The sequence below is a fragment of the Bacillus haynesii genome, from assembly GCF_014042035.1.
Taxonomy (GTDB): Bacteria; Bacillota; Bacilli; order Bacillales; family Bacillaceae; genus Bacillus; species Bacillus haynesii.
The window spans coordinates 3,519,423-3,541,061 of record NZ_CP059494.1 but is presented as its reverse complement, the minus strand read 5'-3'; the positions used below and the strand labels follow the sequence as shown (position 1 = coordinate 3,541,061).

The 21,639-nt window shown below is 44.2% G+C and carries 26 protein-coding genes; 12 read left to right on the top strand and 14 right to left on the bottom strand.

Annotation, left to right across the window (positions count from 1 at the left end; all coding sequences use genetic code 11):
- Positions 1-137: 137 nt before the first annotated feature.
- Positions 138-551, top strand: coding sequence for a YwpF-like family protein (locus tag H2R00_RS17485; protein WP_154994713.1), 414 nt, complete (start codon positions 138-140; stop codon positions 549-551).
- A gap of 40 nt (positions 552-591) precedes the next feature.
- Here H2R00_RS17485 and mscL read toward each other — a convergent pair whose 3' ends face one another.
- The 6 genes from mscL to spoIIID form a co-directional block, all read right to left on the bottom strand.
- A complete protein-coding gene (gene mscL, locus H2R00_RS17480) occupies positions 592-972 on the bottom strand; it encodes a large conductance mechanosensitive channel protein MscL (RefSeq protein ID WP_154994715.1) in 381 nt (126 codons plus the stop codon).
- 69 nt (positions 973-1,041) lie between these two features.
- Positions 1,042-1,476: a 3-hydroxyacyl-ACP dehydratase FabZ gene (gene fabZ / locus H2R00_RS17475; protein WP_003185902.1), complete on the bottom strand. Its 435-nt coding sequence runs from the start codon at positions 1,474-1,476 to the stop codon at positions 1,042-1,044.
- Between the two features lie 194 nt (positions 1,477-1,670).
- Entirely contained in the window at positions 1,671-2,498 is an 828-nt protein-coding gene (locus H2R00_RS17470; protein WP_154994717.1) for a flagellar hook-basal body protein, read from the bottom strand.
- 43 nt (positions 2,499-2,541) lie between these two features.
- Positions 2,542-3,381: a flagellar hook-basal body protein gene (locus H2R00_RS17465; protein WP_182071106.1), complete on the bottom strand. Its 840-nt coding sequence runs from the start codon at positions 3,379-3,381 to the stop codon at positions 2,542-2,544.
- Between the two features lie 207 nt (positions 3,382-3,588).
- Positions 3,589-4,590, bottom strand: a complete 1,002-nt coding sequence (gene mbl / locus H2R00_RS17460) for a cell shape-determining protein Mbl (protein WP_003185909.1) — start codon at positions 4,588-4,590, stop codon at positions 3,589-3,591.
- A gap of 185 nt (positions 4,591-4,775) precedes the next feature.
- A complete protein-coding gene (gene spoIIID / locus H2R00_RS17455; protein WP_003185911.1) occupies positions 4,776-5,051 on the bottom strand; it encodes a sporulation transcriptional regulator SpoIIID in 276 nt (91 codons plus the stop codon).
- A gap of 336 nt (positions 5,052-5,387) precedes the next feature.
- Between spoIIID and H2R00_RS17450 the strand changes: the two genes are divergently transcribed.
- The 3 genes from H2R00_RS17450 (at position 5,388) to H2R00_RS17440 (ending at position 7,740) form a co-directional block, all read left to right on the top strand.
- Positions 5,388-5,816 (top strand): MarR family winged helix-turn-helix transcriptional regulator, encoded by a 429-nt coding sequence (locus tag H2R00_RS17450; protein WP_076793628.1) that lies wholly within the window; start codon positions 5,388-5,390, stop codon positions 5,814-5,816.
- A 3-nt stretch (positions 5,817-5,819) separates the two neighbouring features.
- Positions 5,820-7,013: an MFS transporter gene (locus H2R00_RS17445; protein WP_154994719.1), complete on the top strand. Its 1,194-nt coding sequence runs from the start codon at positions 5,820-5,822 to the stop codon at positions 7,011-7,013.
- 148 nt (positions 7,014-7,161) lie between these two features.
- Positions 7,162-7,740: an undecaprenyl-diphosphatase gene (locus tag H2R00_RS17440; protein ID WP_154996055.1), complete on the top strand. Its 579-nt coding sequence runs from the start codon at positions 7,162-7,164 to the stop codon at positions 7,738-7,740.
- A 39-nt stretch (positions 7,741-7,779) separates the two neighbouring features.
- Here the strand turns inward: H2R00_RS17440 and H2R00_RS17435 are convergent, their stop codons facing one another.
- Together H2R00_RS17435 and H2R00_RS17430 are read right to left on the bottom strand one after the other, a co-directional pair.
- Positions 7,780-8,709, bottom strand: coding sequence for a manganese-dependent inorganic pyrophosphatase (locus H2R00_RS17435; RefSeq protein ID WP_154996057.1), 930 nt, complete (start codon positions 8,707-8,709; stop codon positions 7,780-7,782).
- A gap of 331 nt (positions 8,710-9,040) precedes the next feature.
- Positions 9,041-9,862 carry a manganese catalase gene (locus H2R00_RS17430; RefSeq protein WP_182069945.1) on the bottom strand — a complete coding sequence of 274 codons (822 nt, stop codon included), beginning with the start codon at positions 9,860-9,862 and terminating at the stop codon, positions 9,041-9,043.
- 130 nt (positions 9,863-9,992) lie between these two features.
- On the opposite strand from H2R00_RS17430, the gene H2R00_RS17425 reads away from it, so the two are divergent.
- The 3 genes from H2R00_RS17425 (at position 9,993) to H2R00_RS17415 (ending at position 12,409) form a co-directional block, all read left to right on the top strand.
- The gene (locus H2R00_RS17425) at positions 9,993-10,718 is read left to right on the top strand and encodes a YqjF family protein (RefSeq protein ID WP_154996061.1); all 726 of its coding nucleotides are present in this window, start codon (positions 9,993-9,995) and stop codon (positions 10,716-10,718) included.
- Positions 10,719-10,867: 149 nt separating this feature from the next.
- Entirely contained in the window at positions 10,868-11,383 is a 516-nt protein-coding gene (locus tag H2R00_RS17420) for a TetR/AcrR family transcriptional regulator (RefSeq protein ID WP_182069944.1), read from the top strand.
- Between the two features lie 78 nt (positions 11,384-11,461).
- Entirely contained in the window at positions 11,462-12,409 is a 948-nt protein-coding gene (locus tag H2R00_RS17415; RefSeq protein WP_182069943.1) for an SDR family NAD(P)-dependent oxidoreductase, read from the top strand.
- A 103-nt stretch (positions 12,410-12,512) separates the two neighbouring features.
- On the opposite strand, the gene H2R00_RS17410 is transcribed toward H2R00_RS17415, so the two are convergent.
- Complete coding sequence (locus H2R00_RS17410; RefSeq protein ID WP_154996067.1) at positions 12,513-12,920, bottom strand: CBS domain-containing protein; 408 nt, start codon at positions 12,918-12,920, stop codon at positions 12,513-12,515.
- A gap of 66 nt (positions 12,921-12,986) precedes the next feature.
- Entirely contained in the window at positions 12,987-13,940 is a 954-nt protein-coding gene (locus H2R00_RS17405) for a magnesium transporter CorA family protein (protein WP_182069942.1), read from the bottom strand.
- A gap of 161 nt (positions 13,941-14,101) precedes the next feature.
- Between H2R00_RS17405 and H2R00_RS17400 the strand changes: the two genes are divergently transcribed.
- From H2R00_RS17400 to H2R00_RS17385, 4 genes are all read left to right on the top strand, one after another.
- Entirely contained in the window at positions 14,102-15,400 is a 1,299-nt protein-coding gene (locus H2R00_RS17400; RefSeq protein WP_182069941.1) for a hemolysin family protein, read from the top strand.
- Positions 15,401-15,560: 160 nt separating this feature from the next.
- Entirely contained in the window at positions 15,561-16,772 is a 1,212-nt protein-coding gene (locus tag H2R00_RS17395) for an ammonium transporter (RefSeq protein WP_154996072.1), read from the top strand.
- Positions 16,773-16,790: 18 nt separating this feature from the next.
- Complete coding sequence (locus H2R00_RS17390; RefSeq protein ID WP_003185936.1) at positions 16,791-17,141, top strand: P-II family nitrogen regulator; 351 nt, start codon at positions 16,791-16,793, stop codon at positions 17,139-17,141.
- A 226-nt stretch (positions 17,142-17,367) separates the two neighbouring features.
- On the top strand, positions 17,368-17,763 hold the full coding sequence (locus H2R00_RS17385) for a hypothetical protein (RefSeq protein WP_182069940.1): 396 nt from the start codon (positions 17,368-17,370) through the stop codon (positions 17,761-17,763).
- A gap of 425 nt (positions 17,764-18,188) precedes the next feature.
- Here the strand turns inward: H2R00_RS17385 and H2R00_RS17380 are convergent, their stop codons facing one another.
- The 3 genes from H2R00_RS17380 to spoIIQ form a co-directional block, all read right to left on the bottom strand.
- On the bottom strand, positions 18,189-18,761 hold the full coding sequence (locus H2R00_RS17380; protein ID WP_003185937.1) for an ATP-dependent Clp protease proteolytic subunit: 573 nt from the start codon (positions 18,759-18,761) through the stop codon (positions 18,189-18,191).
- Positions 18,762-18,774: 13 nt separating this feature from the next.
- Positions 18,775-19,380: an RNA polymerase sigma factor gene (locus H2R00_RS17375; protein WP_182069939.1), complete on the bottom strand. Its 606-nt coding sequence runs from the start codon at positions 19,378-19,380 to the stop codon at positions 18,775-18,777.
- A gap of 135 nt (positions 19,381-19,515) precedes the next feature.
- Positions 19,516-20,391, bottom strand: coding sequence for a stage II sporulation protein SpoIIQ (spoIIQ, locus tag H2R00_RS17370; protein ID WP_154996076.1), 876 nt, complete (start codon positions 20,389-20,391; stop codon positions 19,516-19,518).
- A gap of 193 nt (positions 20,392-20,584) precedes the next feature.
- Here spoIIQ and H2R00_RS17365 point away from each other — a divergent pair, with 193 nt between their 5' ends.
- Complete coding sequence (locus H2R00_RS17365; protein WP_154996078.1) at positions 20,585-21,082, top strand: GNAT family N-acetyltransferase; 498 nt, start codon at positions 20,585-20,587, stop codon at positions 21,080-21,082.
- A 49-nt stretch (positions 21,083-21,131) separates the two neighbouring features.
- Here the strand turns inward: H2R00_RS17365 and H2R00_RS17360 are convergent, their stop codons facing one another.
- A complete protein-coding gene (locus tag H2R00_RS17360) occupies positions 21,132-21,575 on the bottom strand; it encodes a YwnF family protein (RefSeq protein ID WP_154996080.1) in 444 nt (147 codons plus the stop codon).
- Between the last annotated feature and the right edge of the window lie 64 nt (positions 21,576-21,639).

Below are 21,639 nucleotides of genomic sequence, written 5' to 3'. Positions count from 1 at the left end.
AAAGCATTATAAAATACTTTTTGCAAAATTTAAAATATGAATATGCTCCTATTGCAGAAGCAAACCAGGGTAAGAGTTCTCCCAAGCGAATGTGCTATAATGGTTATACAACTATGGAAGCTTGTGAGGTGATACTAGTGAAAACCTTTAGGCTTATTGATTTAAAAATTGTCCGCCAGGATGAAACATCAAAGCGGCTTGAGGAGTTCCCGCTGATCGACGGCCTTATCATTAATAAAGAAGACGGAGAAAACCACTGGATGGTTGAAGGGCTGGTTTCGAAAGAATACCGGTATTTTTTCGAATACCTCCTTCAGGAAGGCAAAGAAGTGAAAGCATATGTAACGATCACGAAAAAAAGCAACCGCCCCGCACAGCTGTTAGCGAAGGTCAAAAAGATCACGGTGCTTGGCGAGCATGTTTCCGTCTTATTGGACGGCAAAATGGTCAGCTCAAAGCTGAGGAAAGGCTCCGACAAGATTTTGGAAGATTTAATGAAAGAAGGATATTCCGGAGACCGGCTTCTTGAAGCATTTAAGCAAAATATATAGAAAAGGCTGTCTTCGCCGGACAGCCTTTTCATTTATAGTTCTAAGAATGTCTCGTCTGCTCTTTTAACAGATCCCGTATTTCCTTAAGCAATTCTTCCTGCGGATCAGGAGCAGCTTTTTCTTCTTCGGCATCCTTCTTCTTCAGCTTCGAGATATATCGGATAAATAGAAAAATGGAAAACGAAATAATAAAGAAATTGACGATCGACTGAATGAATAACCCATATTTAATTTCAGCATCAACAAATGTGAACGACAGCGCGGAAAAATCCAGGCCTCCAAGCAGAAGGCCGAGGAGCGGCATCATCAAATCATTGACAAGCGAAGTTACGATTTTACCAAAAGCGCCCCCTATGATGACACCAATTGCAAGATCGATTACATTTCCCCGAATCGCAAAGCTTTTAAATTCTTTCCACATGAATGATCACCTTTTCGCTTTCATGATAAAAAAACAAATGGGCTTTTACGAAAACCCATTCTGTTTACATTATTCCTGCTTTTCACCAAGAGAGAACATCAATTCGGCTTCACACACGACTTCTCCGTCTACTTTTGCGACTCCTTTTCCTTTGCCAATGGAACCGCGGAAACGAAGCACTTCAAGCTCAAGATGAAGCTGATCGCCCGGTTTTACCTGCTTTTTGAAGCGGCAGCTGTCAATTCCCGCAAAAAACGCGAGCCTTCCGCGGTTTTCTTCCTTCATCAAAAGCGCCACGGCACCCACTTGCGCAAGCGCTTCAACAATTAAAACGCCAGGCATCACCGGATAATCCGGAAAGTGTCCGTTAAAGAACTCTTCATTTACTGTCACATTTTTATAACCCGCGGCCCGTTTTCCTTCCTCTACTTCTGTCACACGGTCTACCAGCAGAAAGGGATAGCGGTGGGGAATGATTTCTTTAATTTGCTGAGCATCAAGCATTGCCTTGACATCTCCTTTTTCGAAAAATATGTATAGAATGATATGTCAGTGCCTTATTCTGTACATCTGGAAGTATATTATGAAACGGAATCTTTTTCAACAAAAGATGAGACACAACCGGTTTATAACGCTGAAAATGAAAATAAAAAAGAGCCTGAACCAAACGTCGTTTGGCCGGCTCCTGTTTTGCTGTGCTAACGTACTGAATTGATCAGCCCCATCATTTGATCGCCCATCGTGATGGCGCGGGAATTCATTTGATAAGAACGCTGCGAAGAGATCAGATCGGTCATTTCCTTCGATACATCGACATTTGATGCTTCGAGGAACCCCTGTTTTAAAGAAATGTCCTGCCGTCCGGCTCCGTTCAGATTGATAAGAGCTGTTGCTCTCAATTCATCGCTGACAGAAAAAAGATTGCTTCCTTCCTCCGTAAGAGCCTGAGGTTTGACAGCCCGGACGATCCCCAGGTTAAAACGCAATGGCGCTTCTCCCTGATTGTCTGACGAAACGGTGACACTTCCCGAATCGTCGACTTTGATGTGTTTATAGCGCTGATTGAAGCGGATGGCATTTCCGTTTTCATCAAGCACGGCATGCCCTTCTTTCGTCACCAGTTGCATCTGGTTGGCGTTCCCCGCCGCAGGCGTTAAGTAAAATGCCCCGTCTCTTGTATATTGCACTTCCCCGTCGACATTGACCTGGAAGTACTGATAAGGAGAAGTCAGTGCAATATCAAGATCGCGGCCCGTCTCCTTAAGGCTTCCCTGTTTATGCGTCAGCCGGTCGGTCATGACGGCTCCGACGCCGAGGCGAAGTCCGGGCGGCGTCTTTCTGCTTGCCGCTACTTCATTATTTTTCTCGTTTACTTGTTCAATCTGCTGCCTGATCAGCTCCGAAAAGCTCGTGTTTTTCGCCTTATATCCCGTTGTATCGGTGTTTGCAAGATTATGGCTGATATTATCAATTTGTTTTTGCAGTTCAAACATTGTGTTTGAAGCGGTGATCATGGATCTAAGCATCGTTTTTCCACATCCTCCATTTACGCTGATCGCGATCGGTCATTTATCCGATCCTTCCAATCTCATTGGCCGCCTTTTCCATGCTTTTATCATAAGCCTGAAGAACTTTTTGGTTGGCTTCAAACGAGCGGTAGGCAGCGGTCATTTCCGTATAGGCTCTCGTCACGTCGACATTCGACCGTTCGGTCATCCCCTGCTTGACAGAATAAGTGACTTCAGGATTGCCGACTGCGCTTGGCAGCGCCTCACCGTTTTCAGTACGGTACAGATCATCGCCTTCTCTTGCTAAATTTCTCGTATCGAGCGCGATTCTGACATCGATCCTTCCCAGGTTTTGGCCGTTTTCAGTCACCGTTCCGTCCTCAGCGACTTGAAAATTCTCGCTTCCCACCGTAATCGGCCGGTTTTCCGTTGAAAGGACGAGTCGGCCGTTTATTGTCAATTCATTATTTTCGTTTAAAGAAAAACGGCTGCTTCTTGAATAGCGTACATCCCCATTTTCAAGCCGGACCGCGTAGAAAAGTGCTGCTTTATCGTTTGTTTCCCCGTTAACCGGAACTTCAGTTTCGCTAATTGCGATATCTGTCGGCTCATTCGTGCTTTGCAGATCGCCTTGCGAGAATTGGGGCTTCAGTTCCTGCATATAAACCCCTGTATTGATAGAACCGATTGGTGTCTGTGTTGAAAACGAACGCGAAGCGCCGCCGGCCTTGAAAGAATCGGATTCAATCCGGCTCAAAAGCATTTCCGGGAAAGAACGGATTGACCCTTGGTCTTCTTTATATCCCGGCGTATTTGCATTCGCGATATTATTCGTCAGCATCTCTGTGCGGCGCTGCTGGGTGATCATTGCTGAAGTTGCTGTATAAAGTCCTTTTAACATCATTTCACCTCAAATATGTGTCATGCTCCAGAGTTTCCTATCGAAAAAACCTCTTTTGCGAAAGGCTTGCAATTTATATTTGCTAATATAGAACATTTGTTCTATAATGGTATTCAAACATACTACTCTTTTTATCGGCAGCCGTTCAGCTCCTTTAAAGCATTTCACATAAAAAAACCTCATTCTCAAAAAGAATGAGGCTTCTGATCAGCTCAGTTTGCGCTTAGGAAGCTTGTCCATGTTATCAAGCATGACACCCGTACCGACTGCCACACAATCCATCGGATTTTCAGCAACGAGAACCGGCACTTTCAGTTCTTCGGCAAGAAGCTGGTCAAGACCGTTTAACAATGCGCCGCCTCCTGTAATGATAACGCCTCTGTCGATAATGTCTGCTGACAGCTCAGGCGGCGTTCTTTCGAGCACCTGCTTGGCAGCCTGCACAATGACAGATACAGATTCGCGCAGCGCTTCTTCCACCTCTTTGCTCGTTACCGTAATGGTTCTCGGCAATCCTGTAACCATGTCGCGGCCGCGGATGGAAATTTCCTCGTGACGTGCGTCTGGGAAAACAGTTGCGACTTTAATCTTAATGTCTTCGGCTGTCCGTTCGCCTATGAGCAGCTTGTACTCGCGTTTGATGTAGTTTAAGATTTCAAGATCAAACTTGTCCCCAGCCATTTTAATAGAAGAGGCGGTGACAATATCGCCCATTGAGATGACTGCGATATCTGTCGTTCCACCGCCGATATCAACTACCATGTTTCCGCTTGGCTGGAAAATATCCATTCCCGCTCCGATTGCGGCTACCTTAGGTTCTTCCTCCAAATACACATGCTTTCCGCCGCTTTTTTCGGCAGCTTCTCTAATAGCCTTCTGCTCTACAGAAGTAATATTTGTAGGGCAGCAAATCAGCATGCGCGGCTTTGAGAAAAGACCTTTTACATTCAGCTTGTTAATGAAATGCTTCAGCATGGCTTCTGTTACTTCAAAATCGGCAATGACGCCGTCTTTTAATGGACGTATCGCAACAATATTCCCAGGTGTACGTCCTACCATTCTCCTTGCTTCTTCACCGACAGCGAGCACTTTCCCATTGTTTTTGTCAAGAGCAACGACTGATGGTTCATTTAAGACAATACCTTTTCCTTTGACATGGATCAGCACATTCGCTGTACCAAGGTCAATACCAATATCCCTTGCAAACATCTATCTATATCCTCCTCGAAATCTGTTTCACAGCAATGTCCACATTCTGCCCTAATTATATATTTTATCATAAATATTAGAAAAAAAAGAGAGCTTATTAAAGTTCTTCATAAAATTTTTGTGGCTTTTTACGGAGGATACCGGGAAATTCTGATAAACGCTGTTCGTTTCTGAGCCGTTATACCTTATTGCACGGGTTCTCTTTCAAAGATTTCCTCTTTCTTGTATTTTAGTTTTGTCGCTTCTCCGCCCCGCAAATGTCTGATTGATTTATGATAATCAAGAATTTCTTTTACTTCATTGGCCAGGTCAGGATTAATTTCAGGCAGCCTTTCTGTCAAATCCTTGTGAACGGTACTTTTGGAAACACCAAACTCCTTCGCTATCACACGAACCGTTTTTTTCGTCTCCACGATGTACTTCCCTATCTTGATTGTTCGCTCTTTGATGTAATCGTGCACACCACTCGACCTCCCTAAAATGGATGTGAGAAGTGTGAAATGAGATCCGTCTTGTGAAAAAATTCGCTATTTGCGCAGCTTCTTCGTTTTATGCTTTTCCAAGTAGAATTTTGAAATACTCCCACGATCCCTCACCTCAAACACTCTCTTTGTTAGGTTTGTATCAGTGTATTAGCATTCAAATGGGATTATGCTAAAAACTCAAGGAGGACAAGGGGTTTCTCTGATAATTTTATTTCGGGCTTCAAAAATTTTAACTTTACACTAATCTTGACTTCCGGTAAAATGAATAAAGTTTATTATTTACCTAGGTAACTATTTTGAAGGAGTCCGGGAATGGAACATATCAATCGAAAGATTATTCACCAGCTCAATCAAAGCACGCGGATGGTTGCGAAAAAAACGAATGAACAGCTCGAAGCGTACGGCCTTTACGGTTCACAGTGGTCGATCCTATACTGTCTTCACACCTACGGACCGATGACGCAAAAAGACATATGGACTTACTTGCACGTCGAGGCGCCGACTGTGACGAGAACCGTCAGCCGCCTTGAAAAAAACGGCTGGGTCGAACGGATACAGGGCGATGACAAACGGGAAAAAGTCGTCAAGATGACAGAAGAAGCCAAAATTAAATATGATGACATTCAATTAAAAATGAAAGAATTTGAAGAGGAAATGCTTTCCGTATTTGAAGAACGGGATAAAAAAATATTCCAAAGGCTGTTAAATCAATTATTAGAAGGACATCAGGAGGAGTTGTAGCCTATGAAGCAAGCTGAGCCCATTTGGACCAGGGATTTTATCATGGTCGTTTTGATTAATTTGTTTATATTCGTCTATTTTTACGCACTGTTGACCGTACTTCCGGTCTATGCGATGCAGGAGCTCGGCGGCTCCGAGTCAGAGGGCGGCCTTTTGATCAGCGGCTTCATGCTGTCCGCGATTTTTGCAAGGCCGTTTTCGGGAGCGGTTATTGAGCGTTTTGGCAAAAAAAGAATGGCACTCATCAGCGTCGTGCTGTTTACTTTGGCATCATTTCTTTATATCTTCATTCATGATATCTACCTGCTTCTTGGCATTCGCTTTTTCCAAGGCATTTGGTTCAGCATCATCACCACGGTGACGAGTGCAATTGCAGCCGATTTAATTCCGCCGGCCCGCCGCGGGGAAGGTTTGGGCTATTTTGCCATGTCGATGAATTTGGCGGTTGTCATCGGTCCGTTTATCGCCTTGAATCTGCTGGATAAAATGAGTTTTTCCGATCTGTTTATTTTATTTTCAGGAATCGTCACTGTGGCCATCCTCTGCACGGCACTGGTCCGGATTCCTAAAGGAAGCGACATCCGTTCAGCTGTGTTCAGGCTGTCTTTTTCCAACATGTTTGAAAAGGGCGCGATTCGGATTGCAACGGTTGGATTGTTCGTGTCGTTTTGTTATTCAAGCGTGATTTCCTTCATTTCCGTTTATGCCAAATCTCTCGGCCTTATTGAAGCAAGCAGCTATTTCTTTATGGTGTTCGCGGTGACAATGATGATCACGCGGCCGTTTACGGGAAAACTGTATGATAAAGTCGGCCCGGGAGTCGTCATTTATCCGTCCATTATCATTTTTTGCGCCGGGCTTTTCCTGCTTGCCTTTACAAACAGCAGCGGGATGCTTTTGCTATCCGGAGCTGTCATCGGCATCGGCTACGGATCTATCACGCCGTGCCTTCAGACCTTGGCGATTCAGGCTTCGCCGCCTCACCGGAGCGGCTATGCCACAGCGACTTATTTTACGCTGTTTGATACCGGGATCGCAGTCGGATCCTATGTTTTCGGATTGGTTGTGGCACAAACCGGTTTTTCAAACATTTATTTATTCTCAGGCGTTTTCGTGCTCATCAACTTGTTTCTGTACACGTGGAGCCAAAAACCTGCACTCGCAAAGGAGAAGCGGGATATATCAATGGCCGAATAAGCTGTTCAACCTCGCCGGGCGGGAATGCCCGGCTTTTTTCATGCAGGCTGATACAGTCCGATCTGTTATTCAATGAAACTTTTACAAAATCAAATACGTCTCCTAACTGTCTGACCAAAAACTACTACTCTATTAAAAAGGTGATTTTTTGAACTATTGGCTTTTTACACGTATTCATCAATTATCAAACCACAACCACATCCTGGACAGCGCCATGATTTTGATTACAGAAAAAGCAATTTACATGTATGCGCTCATTTTGCTTTTGATCTGGATATTCGGAAACCGTTCTTATAAAATAAGCGTTCTTCAGGCCGGTGTGACGGGTATTCTCGGATTGGCGGCAAACTATTTGCTGTCATTGGTTTACTATGAGCCGAGGCCATTTGTCGCTCACCATGTGGACGTATTGATTCACCATGCTGCCGACGCCTCATTTCCCAGCGATCATACAACCGGGGCGTTAGCCATTTCGATCGCTTTTTGGCTTTATCATCGAAAAATTGGAAGCTGCCTGATTGCTTTCGGGTTATTGACGGGCTTTTCCCGTATTTGGGTCGGACACCACTACCCTGTTGACGTTTTAGGCAGCATTTTGGTCGCTTTATTCGTATCACTTGTTATGTTTAGATTCTCAACGTATGTGCAGCCGCTTTTTGAACGGATCATTTCACTCTACGAATCAATCTTGCGGAAATTGCGGAAAGCGGTATCCAGAACGGTATAAAAAAACACCCGAATCTCATGATTCGGGTGTTTTATTCCCTTAACCTTTTAGGGCTTCGGTTAACGGCGGAACAATTTGTTTTTTCCGGGATACAACGCCTTTCAGTGTCGCTGTGTTGTCTGCCAATGTGACATTGAACGCTTTTTCCACTGCTTGTGCAGCTTGTCCTGAAGCGACGACAACCGAGTCGTTTGTTAAAATGTCAGTTACGACAAACACAAATAAATCCAATCCTTTTTCAGACACCACTTTTGCAAGTTCTGCGTCAACTTCCTCTTTGCGGGAGAGAACGTCGTTTGTATCGACAGTGTTAACCTGCGCGATCTCCACTTTATGGCTTCCCATCGCAAACTCTTTTGCGTCAAGAGAAAGAAGCTGAGGAATCGTTTTTGCGCTCAAATCAGCTCCGGCTTTCAGCATGTCGAGTCCATAGCTGTCAGCATCAACGCCGGCAATCTCAGCCAATTCTTTTGCAGCTTTGACATCTTCATCCGTGCAAGTCGGAGATTTGAATAAGAGGGAATCTGAGATGATCGCCGACAGCATCAGTCCTGCGATATCTTTTTTAATTTCGACGCCGTTTTCTTTATAGAGTTTGTTTAAGATCGTTGCCGTGCAGCCTACAGGCTCTGCGCGGTAATACAGAGGGTCGCTCGTTTCAAAATTGGCGATCCGGTGGTGGTCGATGACTTCAAGCACGCGAACCTGATCCAGGTCATCGACGCTCTGCTGGCGCTCATTATGGTCAACCAGAATCACGCTGTCTGTTTCATTCGCGACAGTGTTCACAAGGCGGGGTACTTCTGTATTGAATTTCTCAAGCGCGTATTCAGTTTCGCCGTTGATTTCGCCGAGGCGGACTGGTTCTGCGTCCATGCCGAGCTCCTTTTTTAATTCGGCATATGCAATCGCTGAACAAATCGTATCCGTATCCGGATTTTTGTGGCCAAAAATAAGTACTTTACTCATGATATAACTCCTTACTGTTGTTTTTATAGTAAGCTTACCTGACAATAAAAAAATCTGCAAATCTGTCACTTATTTTAATATTTACGGAGTGTTTTGTCATTTTAAAAAATACAAAAAGAGCCGTTTCGGCTCTACAGATTGTTGACAAAAACCCAAAACGGCTTTTTGTTTTGGGTTTTTGTCATCCTTTCAGCGTGATTGAAAGCCCCTGCAGTCTAGGAAGGCCGAGCATCGGAGCGGAGCGAATGTTGGAATTCGTGAGCACCGACGCGCAGACCTGACAACGAATGCGAGGGTTTGTCGACACGCTGAAGAGCCGTTTCGGCTCTTTTTATTCTCCATAGTCAGGTGTATTGTGGCTTCGTTTTGGAGCGGGCTTTAAGACCGGTTTTTCTCCATATGCGACAGGACCGCTTTCATAATGAAATTCCGCCCCGTCCGGCGCCTTCCCTTTCAGCCAATCAAACTGTGCGCTTTCTTCTCCATCCGAAAAATTGTATAAAGTGTGCGAAACTTCTTCTTTTTCATATTCCGCCGGAACCGTACCGGGCACTATGACGCCTTCTTTTTCTTCCAATTCTTTGATCGCGGCGATCCACTGGTTTTGGTGCATCGTATCTCTTGCCAAAAGAAAGCCGAGCATATCTTGTACACCTTTGTCATCCGTCATTTCGTACAGCCGTGCGACTTGCAGTCTGCCTTGCGATTCAGCGTTGACATTTGCACGCAGATCGGCCAAAAGGTTGCCGCTCGCTACGATATAGCCTGCATTCCACGGAACACCGGTGCTGTTTTCAGGCATGGCTCCCAGTCCTGAAACGATTGCATGATGAGGGTTCATTCCGCCCATAATTGCGCCGATGACAGGATCATCTGCTGCTTTTTCCTGCTCGTAAACCGGAGCATCCTCAAGCAGCCGTGCGATCATCGTCGCAATCATTTCGACGTGTCCGATTTCCTCTGCCGCCGTATCCATCAGCAAATCTTTATACTTTTCATTTCCCCGCGTATTCCACCCTTGAAAAAGGTATTGCATCGCCACAGATATTTCTCCGTACTGACCGCCGAGTATCTCCTGCATTTTCTTTGCGAAGACAGGGTCGGGTCTTTCAGGTTTAACAGGGTACTGCAGCACTTTCGTATGCTTGAACAAATCAGATCACTCCTCCGTTTTTTGTATCCTCGTTTTTGATTTAACCGAAAAGGGAAATCATAAAACCGTACACCAGGCTCGGGATGTGTTTGTAAGCGTGTCAAAATTTGAATCAAAGGAGTGCTGTTCTATGATAAAAAATACTTCACACCGCCCTTTTCCGCCGCCTGAAGGACCGTGGATGATGACTCAAACATGGAATCATGTATTATTTGCCCATTGGGCTGTTGATCCTGAAACCATTCGCGGACAAGTCCCGGCGGCCTTGGAATTGGAGACATTCAACGGAAAAGCGTGGATCGGCATCTTGCCTTTTCTGCTGACAAATATGCGTCCCCGTTTTTTGCCGCCCTTTCCTTTCATCAGCAGATTTCCCGAGCTGAATGTCCGGACATATGTATCATATAAAGGCGTACCGGGTATTTATTTTTTCAGTCTTGACGCCGCTTCGCGCTTAGCCGTCGCCGGCGCGCGCACAATGTTCCACTTGCCTTATTTTCACGCCGGGATAAATTTTGTAAAAGAAGAAAACCATATTGAATTTTCCAGCAGAAGGGATGATTCAAAAGCGGTCTTCCGCGCCAGCTACCGCCCGCTGTCAGATTCCTTCACCGCCCAAAAAGGGTCCATCGAATACTGGCTGACTGAAAGATACCGCCTGTACACCACGCACAACAACCGGGTCTACTATGAAGACATTCATCATTCTCCATGGGCGCTGCAACGGGCCGAAGCCGAAATCCGACAAAACACGGTGACCGGAGCAAGCGGGCTCATATTGCCTGATACCGCTCCGCTTCTCCATTACGCCAAGCGGCAGCACGTCTTATTTTGGCCTCTGCAGCGGGACCGGTGATGGAATCCGCGTATCTATTCTGATTGATTGGAAAACTGCTGCGCCATATCATACATTTTTTAAAATGACGTGCTTGAATCTTAAAAAGAAATCTGTTACGATCTCAGTAAGTAATCAATCAATAACAAAATGAAAGGAGGCGGCATATCATGAGACAGAGTAAGGAAAACCGAAAGGAGCAAATACTTGAAGCTGGATTAGAGGTGTTTGCAGAAAAGGGATATTATAATACCACGACAGCACTCATTGCTGAAAAAGCCGGTATTTCTCAGCCCTATATATTTAGGTTTTTCAAGACGAAGGAAGAGTTGTTCGTTGCCGCACTCGATCGGGCCTTTGAAAGGATACTCCAAACGTTTCAAAATGTCGAATCCAGCCCCGAACAAATCGTAGCAAACATGGTCAAAGCATATGAAGAGTTGTCTGTATCACACCCTAATGAAATGGCCTTACAGGTCATCGGACTATCAGTTACTGAGGAATCGATAAAAAATTGTTCAAAAACGGGCTTATCTCGTATTAGAAGCTATACGCTGGAAAGGTTCCAGGAAGCGAATGTACCGAATGCAGAGAGGGAAGTAACGACTTTCTTGGCGAGAGGGATACTTTGCAACATTTCCTATTTCTTAGATTTGCCGGAGATCATGCACGGCCAAACAGAATAAAATAACCGATTCGTTTCGGTTTTTTATTTGAGCATTAGTTATTGATTGATTAATAACAAATCCAAGGAGGAATTTTCAATGGAAAAAGCAATTGTTTTAGGCGCAACAGGTGGAACTGGTCAAGCCATTGTTTCAGAATTGCTGTCAAGAAATATTCAGGTTATCGCTTTCGGCCGTTCTGAAAATAAACTAAGGAATCTTATACATGAGCATCATTCTACACCGCTATTAACTTATCAGCTTGGTGATGTCTTTGATGAAAAGACCATCAGTGAAGCAGCAAAAGATGCAGATGTGATATTTCAATGTGCCAATGTTCAATATCATGAAATGGCAGATAAACTCCTACTTCTCGGTGAAAGTGTAATGAAGGCTGCAAATATTTTAGGCAAGAAAATCGTGATTGTCGATGGAATATATGTTTACGGTCGACAAGTTGCCAAAGGAGATGAGAATCATCCGAAACTGCCCCATACAAAAAAAGGAAGGATAAGAGTAGATTTTGAAAACTTAATATTCGATAAGAAATGGAAAAATGCCAAACCATTAATCGTCAGACTGCCGGACTATTATGGAAAAACTTCGCAAAATTCTTATTTACAACCTACATTAACCGGAATGGCAGCAAATAAAATAGCTGTTTTTATCGGCAATCTAAAAACTCCCCGAGAGTACGTATATTTACCTGATGCCGCAAAAATGATTGTGGAAATCGCAAGTAAAGACGATTCTTATGGTGAAAACTGGAACATTCCCGGCGCCGGACTGATTTCAGGTAAAGAAATCATAAAAATCGCACGCCAAATTACCGGCAATAATAAATTAGTCATGCCATTAAATAAACATGCCATTCGTATAAGCGGATTATTTGATCCAGTAATGAAAGAAGTAGTAGAAATCATGTACTTAACTGAAGAAGCATTCATTCTAAACGGGGAAAAATATGAAAAGAGAATAGGAAAAATTCCCGCGACACCTTATCAAGAGGGATTGAAAGAAACATTGACATTCTTAATGAAAACTTAACCTAAAGTCAAGTTATTGATTAATCACTAATAAAACTTAGTCGGAGCTTTGATATTGCACCATAAAAAAAGGAAGAGCTGAAAATGCTCTTCCTTCCACCTGTTTAAGCTGTTTTTGAAATTTCGCTTAATGCTTCTCCCGCTTTCTCATCTGCATGTGAGACGGAGAGATCCCCCAAAGCAACGATTCCGACGAGACGGCCATCTTCAACTATCGGCAGCCTTCGAATTTGGTGTTCCGCCATCAAATCGCCGGCCTCTTCAGCCGACATATCCGGGCGTCCGGTCACCATCCGGGTGCTCATGATATCCCGAGCAGCTGCATCTGTTTCATTTTCGGCTACACATCTTGTGACAATATCCCGGTCTGAAACGATCCCCGTCAATTTTCCGTTCTCGCAGACCGGAATTGAACCTACATTGTAATCACGCATCTTACCGGCAATTTCCGCAATCGGAGCAGAAGGCTCGCAGCATTCGGCATTGGTTGTCATGATGTCCTTTAGTTTCATTCGGAATTCCTCCTTTATGATGGGGTTATTATGTGCTTTTCCGATATACTCCGGGCTTAAACCTATTTAAAAGAGCCCTTTCCTTTTCATATATCGTTTTTTATCCTTCAATAAATCGCCGGTCCATCCTTTCTTTTTCAAATACCAATACACAAGGATGGTAGAAACGGCAATTAAAATCAGCGAAAATAAATAGCCGTACTTTAATGAGAGTTCAGGCATGACTTCGAAGTTCATTCCCCACAGGGCGCCGAAAGCCGTCATCGGCGTAAAGATCGTCGTAAAAATTGTCAGCGCTTTAAAGATTTCATTGCCTCTGTGGGATGTCACGACTTCCTCGGAATGAAGCAAATAATTGATTTCATTCGCATACTCTTTGATCAATGACATGCCTCTGTCGATTTCGTAAAACGTCCTGCGCTGTTCAATTTCATCGAACGATTTGGTTAAAAAAGTTTCTTTAAGGCCCATTGCTACCTTTTTCATCGATAAAATTAAACTTCTTATGACGAGCAGTTCGTGACGCCGCTTATGAATCAGTTCAATGATGCTTTTATTGTTGTCATGGTGAAACCCCCATCTTACTTTTCCAAGGTGAACTTCAAAGTGCTCCAGTTCCTTCAAATACATTCTCATCAGTTCGCCCAGCAGAACCAGGAACACTTCAGGGGCGTCTTTACAACGCTTCAAGTGTTGATCGATCGGCCTCCTGTTTGCCTCCTCAAATTGCGAGATATCTAAATTCATTGTAAAAAAATAGTTTTTCGTTAAGTAAAAATGAAATGCAGTCCGGTTTTGTTGAACTTCCGCTTCCTGGTCGTAAATATATGAACCGTAGATTGCTTCCTTGCCTTGAACGGCAGCATTGATATCAATGCAATTGATGTTTGCCGAAGGAACGCCTTGAAACCAGTTTCGGCATTCCGGCCAATGATCGGGCTGGATCAGCCCTTGTGCTGTCGCTTTTTCGTGAGGGCCAAGCTGATACCATGTCCAACCCTCTCCCTGAAAAACTCTCATATTTCGTCTCCTCCTCTTCCGTCCCATTCGTTTTATATTTCTTTGCCCGCCCTCCGCGTAAATAAACATGATGTTTGCCGATCTGCGGCACGTGGTATGAAGCCAGTATGAGTTTTTCATAGAAAAGGAGGTGGCGCCTTCTTTTTTGAGAAGGCGGGGCATTGGAGTTATTGAAGCTGATTGCAGTGGCAGGATTAATCGCATTAACGGGTTTTTTCGTCGCGGTCGAATTCGCCATCGTAAAAGTAAGGCGGACAAAGATCGACCAATTGATCATTCAGAAAAAAAAGGGCGCGCTTGCCGCAAAAGAAGTGACCTCACACCTTGACGAATACTTGTCAGCCTGCCAGCTTGGAATCACCGTGACGGCATTGGGCTTGGGCTGGCTTGGTGAACCGACGATGCAGACCTTACTGCATCCCCTTTTTTCGAAAATCGGCTTGAACGAGTCGATGACACATATTCTTTCATTTTTGGCCGCTTTTTTATCGGTCACTTATCTCAATGTTGTGATCGGAGAGCTGGCGCCAAAAACGATCGCCATTCAAAAAGCGGAAGCCGTTACTCTGCTTTTTGCACAGCCGATGATCTGGTTTTATAGAATCATGTTTCCTTTTATATGGCTGCTCAATCATTCAGCCCGCATGATCACAAGTCTGTTCGGCCTGAAACCGACCGGTGAACACGAATTGGCATATTCGGAAGAAGAGCTGCGAACGCTTTTATCTGAAAGCTATCAAAGCGGGGAGATTAACCAAAATGAATTGAGATATGTAAACAATATTTTTAAATTCGACGAACGCACGGCAAAAGAAATTATGGTGCCCCGCAATGAAATGACCGTCTTATCTCTTGACGACAGTGTAAAAAAAGTGAAACAGCTCATCAAAGAAACGAAGCACACCCGCTTCCCCGTCATGGAGGAAGACAAGGATCACATCACGGGAATGATCAATATAAAAGAACTGCTGCTGGCGGAGCTTGCAGGCGGATTTTTTTTAGAAACAAAACCGTTAAAGCCATATATCCATCCGGTTATCCATGTGATTGAAACGATTCCCGTCTACCAGCTGTTCGTCAAAATGCAAAAAGAGCATACACATATGGCGATTCTCGTAGATGAGTATGGCGGAACATCCGGCCTTGTGACGGTTGAGGATATCGTCGAGGAAATCGTCGGCGACATTCGCGATGAATTCGATACTGAAGAAGTATCAGCTGTTCAGAAACTCGAGGATGACCATTACCTCCTCAACGGGAAAGTACTGGTCAGCGATGTAAACGACCTGCTCGGGATTCATTTATCAGATGAGGAGATTGATACAATCGGCGGCTGGATGCTGACGCAGAATATTGAGAGCAAGCCCGGAACGACGATCGAAAGTGAAGGGTACCGTTTTAAAGTAAAAGAAATGGACGGACATCGAATCGTTGCAGTTGAGGTTGAAAAAACCGCTTAATCCCCCTTCTGTCGGATATTTCAGCCTCTCCCTGTCCGCTTTTCTCCCCAAAAACCATGTAAGGAAATCTGACATGTTCATCATGATATCTCCCTTTTGTCACTATAATGAAAGAAACAGAGATCTGCTCTCAATCTAAATGACTACGGAGGAATGAAACATGCAGATGGGGGATACAGTATTTATGTTCTTTTGCGCTTTGCTCGTGTGGCTGATGACGCCGGGCATCGCTTTATTTTACGGAGGCCTTGTAAGGAGCAAAAATGTGCTCAGCACCGTTATGCACAGTTTATCTTCAATTGCCATCGTTTCTATCATATGGATTTTGTTCGGCTATTCTCTCGCTTTCGCTCCCGGAAACCCATTGATCGGGGGTTTGGATTGGATCGGACTGCACGGTGTCGGCTTTGAACCCAATGCCGATTATTCGGAGACGATCCCGCATACGCTTTATATGATGTTCCAATTGACATTTGCCGTACTGACGACTGCGATTATTTCCGGAAGCTTTGCGGAGCGCATGCGCTTTCCGGCCTTTATTCTTTTCTCGGTGCTCTGGGCGGTTTTCGTTTATTCGCCGGTCGCCCACTGGGTATGGGGCGGAGGCTGGCTTGATGAGCTGGGAGCGATTGATTTTGCCGGCGGAAACGTCGTTCACATTTCTTCCGGGGTAGCCGGCCTTGTCGTTGCGATTGTTCTCGGCAAGCGAAGAAATATGAGCGACACCGCCCCTCATAACCTCCTTCTGACCTTGCTCGGGTCGACTTTGATCTGGTTCGGATGGTTCGGGTTCAACGTCGGAAGCGCGCTGACGATCGATGAAGTCGCCATGACCGCTTTTATCAACACGAATACGGCTGCGGCTGCAGGGCTGATCGGCTGGATTTTGGCAGAATGGCTGATCAATAAAAAGCCGACGATGCTCGGCGCCGTCTCGGGAGCGATTGCGGGACTCGTCGCGATTACACCGGGCGCAGGCTTTGTTACGCCTTTCTCATCTGTATGGATCGGGCTCATCGGAGGAATCATCTGTTTCTGGGGCGTGTTTTCGCTCAAGAAAAAATTCGGGTACGATGATGCGCTTGATGCTTTCGGACTTCACGGGCTCGGCGGAACATGGGGCGGAATCGCGACAGGCTTGTTCGCGACGACATCAGTCAACGCAGACGGTGCTAACGGGCTTTTTTACGGAGACATCAGTCTCCTTTGGAAACAGCTGATTGCGATTGCTGCAACATATTTGTTTGTCGCAATCGTCACATACGCTATTATTAAGATAGTCAGTATCTTCTTTAAACTCCGTGCCTCAGAGGATGAAGAATCATTGGGCCTTGATCTGACGCTGCACGGCGAAAAAGCGTATCAAGATTAATTTGTCAGGAGTGATGGTATGAGCGGTCAAATGTATAAAGTGGAAATTGTAACTCGTCCTACAAACTTTGAAAAGCTGAAAACGGAGCTGGCCAAAATCGGCGTAACGTCCATTACGTTTTACAATGTACACGGATGCGGCCTGCAAAAAGGGCATACTGAGCTTTACCGCGGGGTCAAACGCGAAAGCAATGTATATGAAAGGTTAAAAGTCGAAATCGTCGTCAGCAAAGTGCCTGTCGAAAAGGTGGCCGAGACGGCGCAAAACGTCCTGAAAACAGGGGAACCCGGAGACGGTAAGATCTTCATATACGAAATTAAAAACACCATCAACATCCGCACAGGCGAGGAAGGTCCTGACGCTTTATAAAAAAGATCGAAGCTCCCGGCTGTAGTTAAGCCGGGAGCTTTTTAAGCATATGAAATTTTATTTTTCTCCATCCAAAAGCAACAGTTTCCTCATATAAAATAATATAACCCTAGCAAATATAAGTCTATTGTTAATGTATAATTTCCCCTTATACTGTTGATTTTTCTAAAAACATCTATTAATATAGGAAATAGTTTCTAATTAAATAAAGAAAGGAAGTCTCAAATTGAAAAAAATTGTAATGACTTTGTTTACAACTACTCTCTTAATGTTTGTATTTTTCGCCGGAAGTTCAGAAGCTTTTGCAATGACTTCAAAAGGAGCTATTAACTTTCAGACAGATGCTAATACATATTCAAAACGTGCTACTTCAATTGTTGTGACAGGTACTATGCCCAAGAAATATTCTAAGCTAAATAACGGTGTTACAGTTTTTCTTGTAAACAAAAAAGGCGAAACAGTCAAATCTATAGCTAGCGATCGTGGTAATATACGCAGCTTTAGAGTAAGCTTTTCAACGAGAAATATTCCAGCAGGCAAATATGACGTGCACGTAGCAACGACTTGGGGAACCCGCACTTTAGTAGGAGAGCTAAAACACTATATAACAGTACAACATTAAATTAAATTCAATTTTATTTAAAATGAAGTTTAATCATTGGACCGCTCAAAAATCTGCATTTTATGATTAAACCTAAAAATGGAGGATGCATAGTAAAAGCTTTGACTTTTTACTATGCATCTCTTTTACTTTTCAGCTTTCTAGCTTTGGCTAATCCGTATTCAAATACTAATCTTCTAAGACTTAATCAATCATGAAACTTAATTGTTTTTAAAGTTGGATTAATCCAATAATGATCATGAAATCTCTCTATTGTTTAATAATGAACGTCTACACAAAACCATAACTAAGGAAGTTCATTCAAATTATTAAGGAGAAAAATATGAACGATATTTGTTAATATACAATTCAATAAACCCCCTTACAACTAATAATATGAACAATCCAAATATATTATTGTTTCTAAGTCTGTGGTTCAATATAGTTTACAAAACAGCATCAATAACACCGTATGCCTTCGCTTCGTCCGCATCCATAAAGTAATCGCGTTCCATGTCGGCTTTTAGTTTTTCAATGGGCTGGCCCGTTCGTTCGTGAAAGAAGCGCTCGATTTTTTCCCTCAGTTTGATGATTCGCTTCGCTGAAATCTCCATGTCTGTCGCCTGTCCTTTGACGCCGCCGAGCGGCTGATGGATCATGATTTCGCTGTTTTTGAGCGCATACCGTTTGCCTTTTGCTCCGCCGGCGAGGAGAATCGCTCCCATAGAAGCTGCCATTCCGACGCAGATCGTGCGGACATCCGGCTTCACATAATCCATCGTATCCAAAATCGCATATCCCGCTGAAGTTGATCCGCCTGGGCTGTTGATATAGATCGAAATGTCTTTTTCATTGTCCTCCGCTGACAAAAACAGCAATTGGGCGGTGACCCGATTGGCGAGGTCATCGTTGAATTCAGAGCCGATCATAATGATCCGGTCTTTTAAAAGTCTGGAAAAAATATCGTACGATCTTTCTCCCGCAGCCGTTTTCTCAATGACGTAAGGAATGGTGTTCATAGCCTTTTTCCTCCTAGGCAGCACACCTCATCATGCTGATGCAGGACGGCTGTGAAGCGCCGAAAAGCCATGTCTGTTTGGCAAATTCGAGCAGATCATCGGGGTTGTGATACAATATCGCCCGAACAAGCAGGCCAATGTGTTCGTCATCCCCGTCCGCTGCTTCCCTTTGCAGATCATCCGGTGAAAGCCTTTTTAATCGCTGACGCGATCTGAATAAAAGCGACTTGACGGATGATTCGGGCTTACCGAGCGTCTCGGCGATTTCGTGCAGCTGAAAGGAAAACACATCTTTGAGCAGAAAAATCGTTAATTGCTTCGGTGTTAAAATACCGGAAAGCTGTTTCAGCAGGTGCTCGAAGTCATCGGCCGCCTTCATGCGCTCTGCCCGCCCGTCTACCTGATTGTCTTCAGACAGAAAGCTTTCGCGCTTCCTTTTTCTGAGCAGATCAATCCATTTATGCTTTGCCACCGTCTTTTGATAAGCATGTGAGGCGTCTGTTCGATTGATTTCCATTAACTTCAGGATTGTATCCTGAACTAAATCCTCAGCATCCCATTTATCGCCTGTCATTCTCATGCAATACTTCATCAGCGCTTGCTGTTCTAGCTCATTCATGAATGCATTCACACTCCTTAAAAGAGGCCTCTTACTTAATAAACGGCTGGCTCCGCCGATTTGATACGGGTTTTTTATGATTGTAACAAAAAAGGCGCCTATCGTATTTGATAGGCGCCCTGAGGGAAGCGTGCCTTATGACTGGCTTGAATCGTCAGTCTGGGTTCCGTCTTGATTTTCTGACCCTTCAGACGAATCTTCCCGTTTGGTTTTGTCATCTTTTCCATCTGTTTGATCTTTCGCTTTGTCTTCTGTTTTTGACTTTTCTTCAACAGAAGGCTGAGCAGGTTCTTTCATTTCAGCCGCTTGTTCCTCCACTGCTTTTTCAATGCTGGAGACCGGCTTGTCCATGAAGTTCAGCGGGTTTAGCGCAACACCGTCTTTGCGGATTTCAAAATGCACATGGTTTCCGCCTTCTTCATTGTAAAGGTTTTTGCCTGCTTTTCCGATGACTTGATTTTGTTCAATCTTGTCACCTTGTTTGACGCTTACTTCAGAAAGAGACTGATACACAGTTGATAAACCATTTTCATGTTCAACTTCAACAACGTAGCCCAGTACAGGGTCTTTTGCAGCTTTGATGACCGTACCGCTGAGAGATGCGGAAACATCGAATGTTTTTCCGTCTTTCTCAGCCAAGTCGATACCTTTGCTCATGCTGTACGTGTTATTATAGTTTACAAGTGCTGCTTCTTTCTCTTCTTTAGTTGCGTCAGTTTCAAAGAACTTTTTAACGACAGAAACATTTTCAGAATCAGCAACCGGCATTGCGACATTTTCGACTGGTTTGCCTACTTCTACCGCGTCATCCCGGTTATCATAGGCTGATTTCTTACCATCGTCAGCAAGCTGATCTTTTACATCGTTGTTAGAAGCCGATTGATACCAAAGAACGGCGGTTAATACAACGACGGCACTTGTCAAATAGATGGCCGGAAATACCCAGCGTTTACGAAAAAACTGTTGCAGCTTTGTGATTTTGGAAGTACGATTCTTTTCTTCCTCTTTCATTACTCATCACCTCAGCAACATTCTGAACACTTTTCAGAAAATATATACATTTACAAAAAACTTTTTTTCAAATTAGTCTGCACCGGCTGCTTCGTTTTTATGTGAAAACCGCCCTAAAACCTGAAAATTGACCGCTATGCATGATAACCGAAAAAACGCCGAAGATATAACATATGAAGAAAGGATAGAGAGAATGAAACTACGGATCGCCAATCGGGAAGACCTTCCCGCAGTAGTCGATATTTACAACTCCACCATTGCGTCACGAATGGTTACGGCAGATACAGAACCCGTCACACCTGAAGAAAGGCTGAACTGGTTTTTGAACCATACCGAGGCAAGGCCTCTTTATATTGTGGAAAATGAAAAACGGGATATCGTCGGCTGGATCAGCTTCGAATCATTTTACGGAAGGCCCGCCTACGCCAAAACTGCCGAAGTCAGCATTTATCTTCATGAAGACCACCGCGGCAAAGGAGCGGGTTCAGCGGTGCTTGAAAAAGCGCTTGAAGCTGCTCCAAAGCTTGGAATCCGTTCTTTAATGGCGTTTATTTTCGCCCACAATGAACCGAGCATGAAGCTTTTCAAAAGATACGGCTTTACCGAGTGGGGACACTTTCCCGGAATCGCCGAGATGGACGGAATTCGGTACGATTTAAAAATATTAGGAAAAGAATTGAATGAAGCCTGATCATCATGGCACGAAAAAAAGAGCTGTCATGCAGCTCTTTTTTCCATAATCATTCAGCCAGCCTGCGCCTTCTGATCTCTTCTTCATTTAAAAATTCCAAAAAGCTTCTCATCACAGTAAACGGCTCTTCTTTGACCGCCCGAACGTAGCGGCTTTTCCGTTCATCGGAAAGCACTTCGCTTGTTTGCATCCGTTCCAATATATATTTCATCACCGATTGCTGAACATTTCTTTTTTGGTAAGACGACTCTCTGAACAGCGCCATACCGAAAGCTGCACCTGCGGCAGCGCAGCCGATTTTTATCATTGAATCGGTTCCATAAGAAGCCTGGCCCCAAAAAGAGGAAAGATAAACCAATGAAGCAAGAAGCAGCGGAATCGCGATAAAAAGAAAAATCAGCCTTTTCTTTAAGAACGGCGCCGCCACGCGCTTGAGGTTATCCATTTCTTCTTTCATAAAGGCCGGCATTTGATGGAAACGTTCCATATCCATTATCAATCCCTCCCGTTTTGGTTAAAGAGGCGTTGTTCCGCTAATTAAATCACGCTTTTTATAT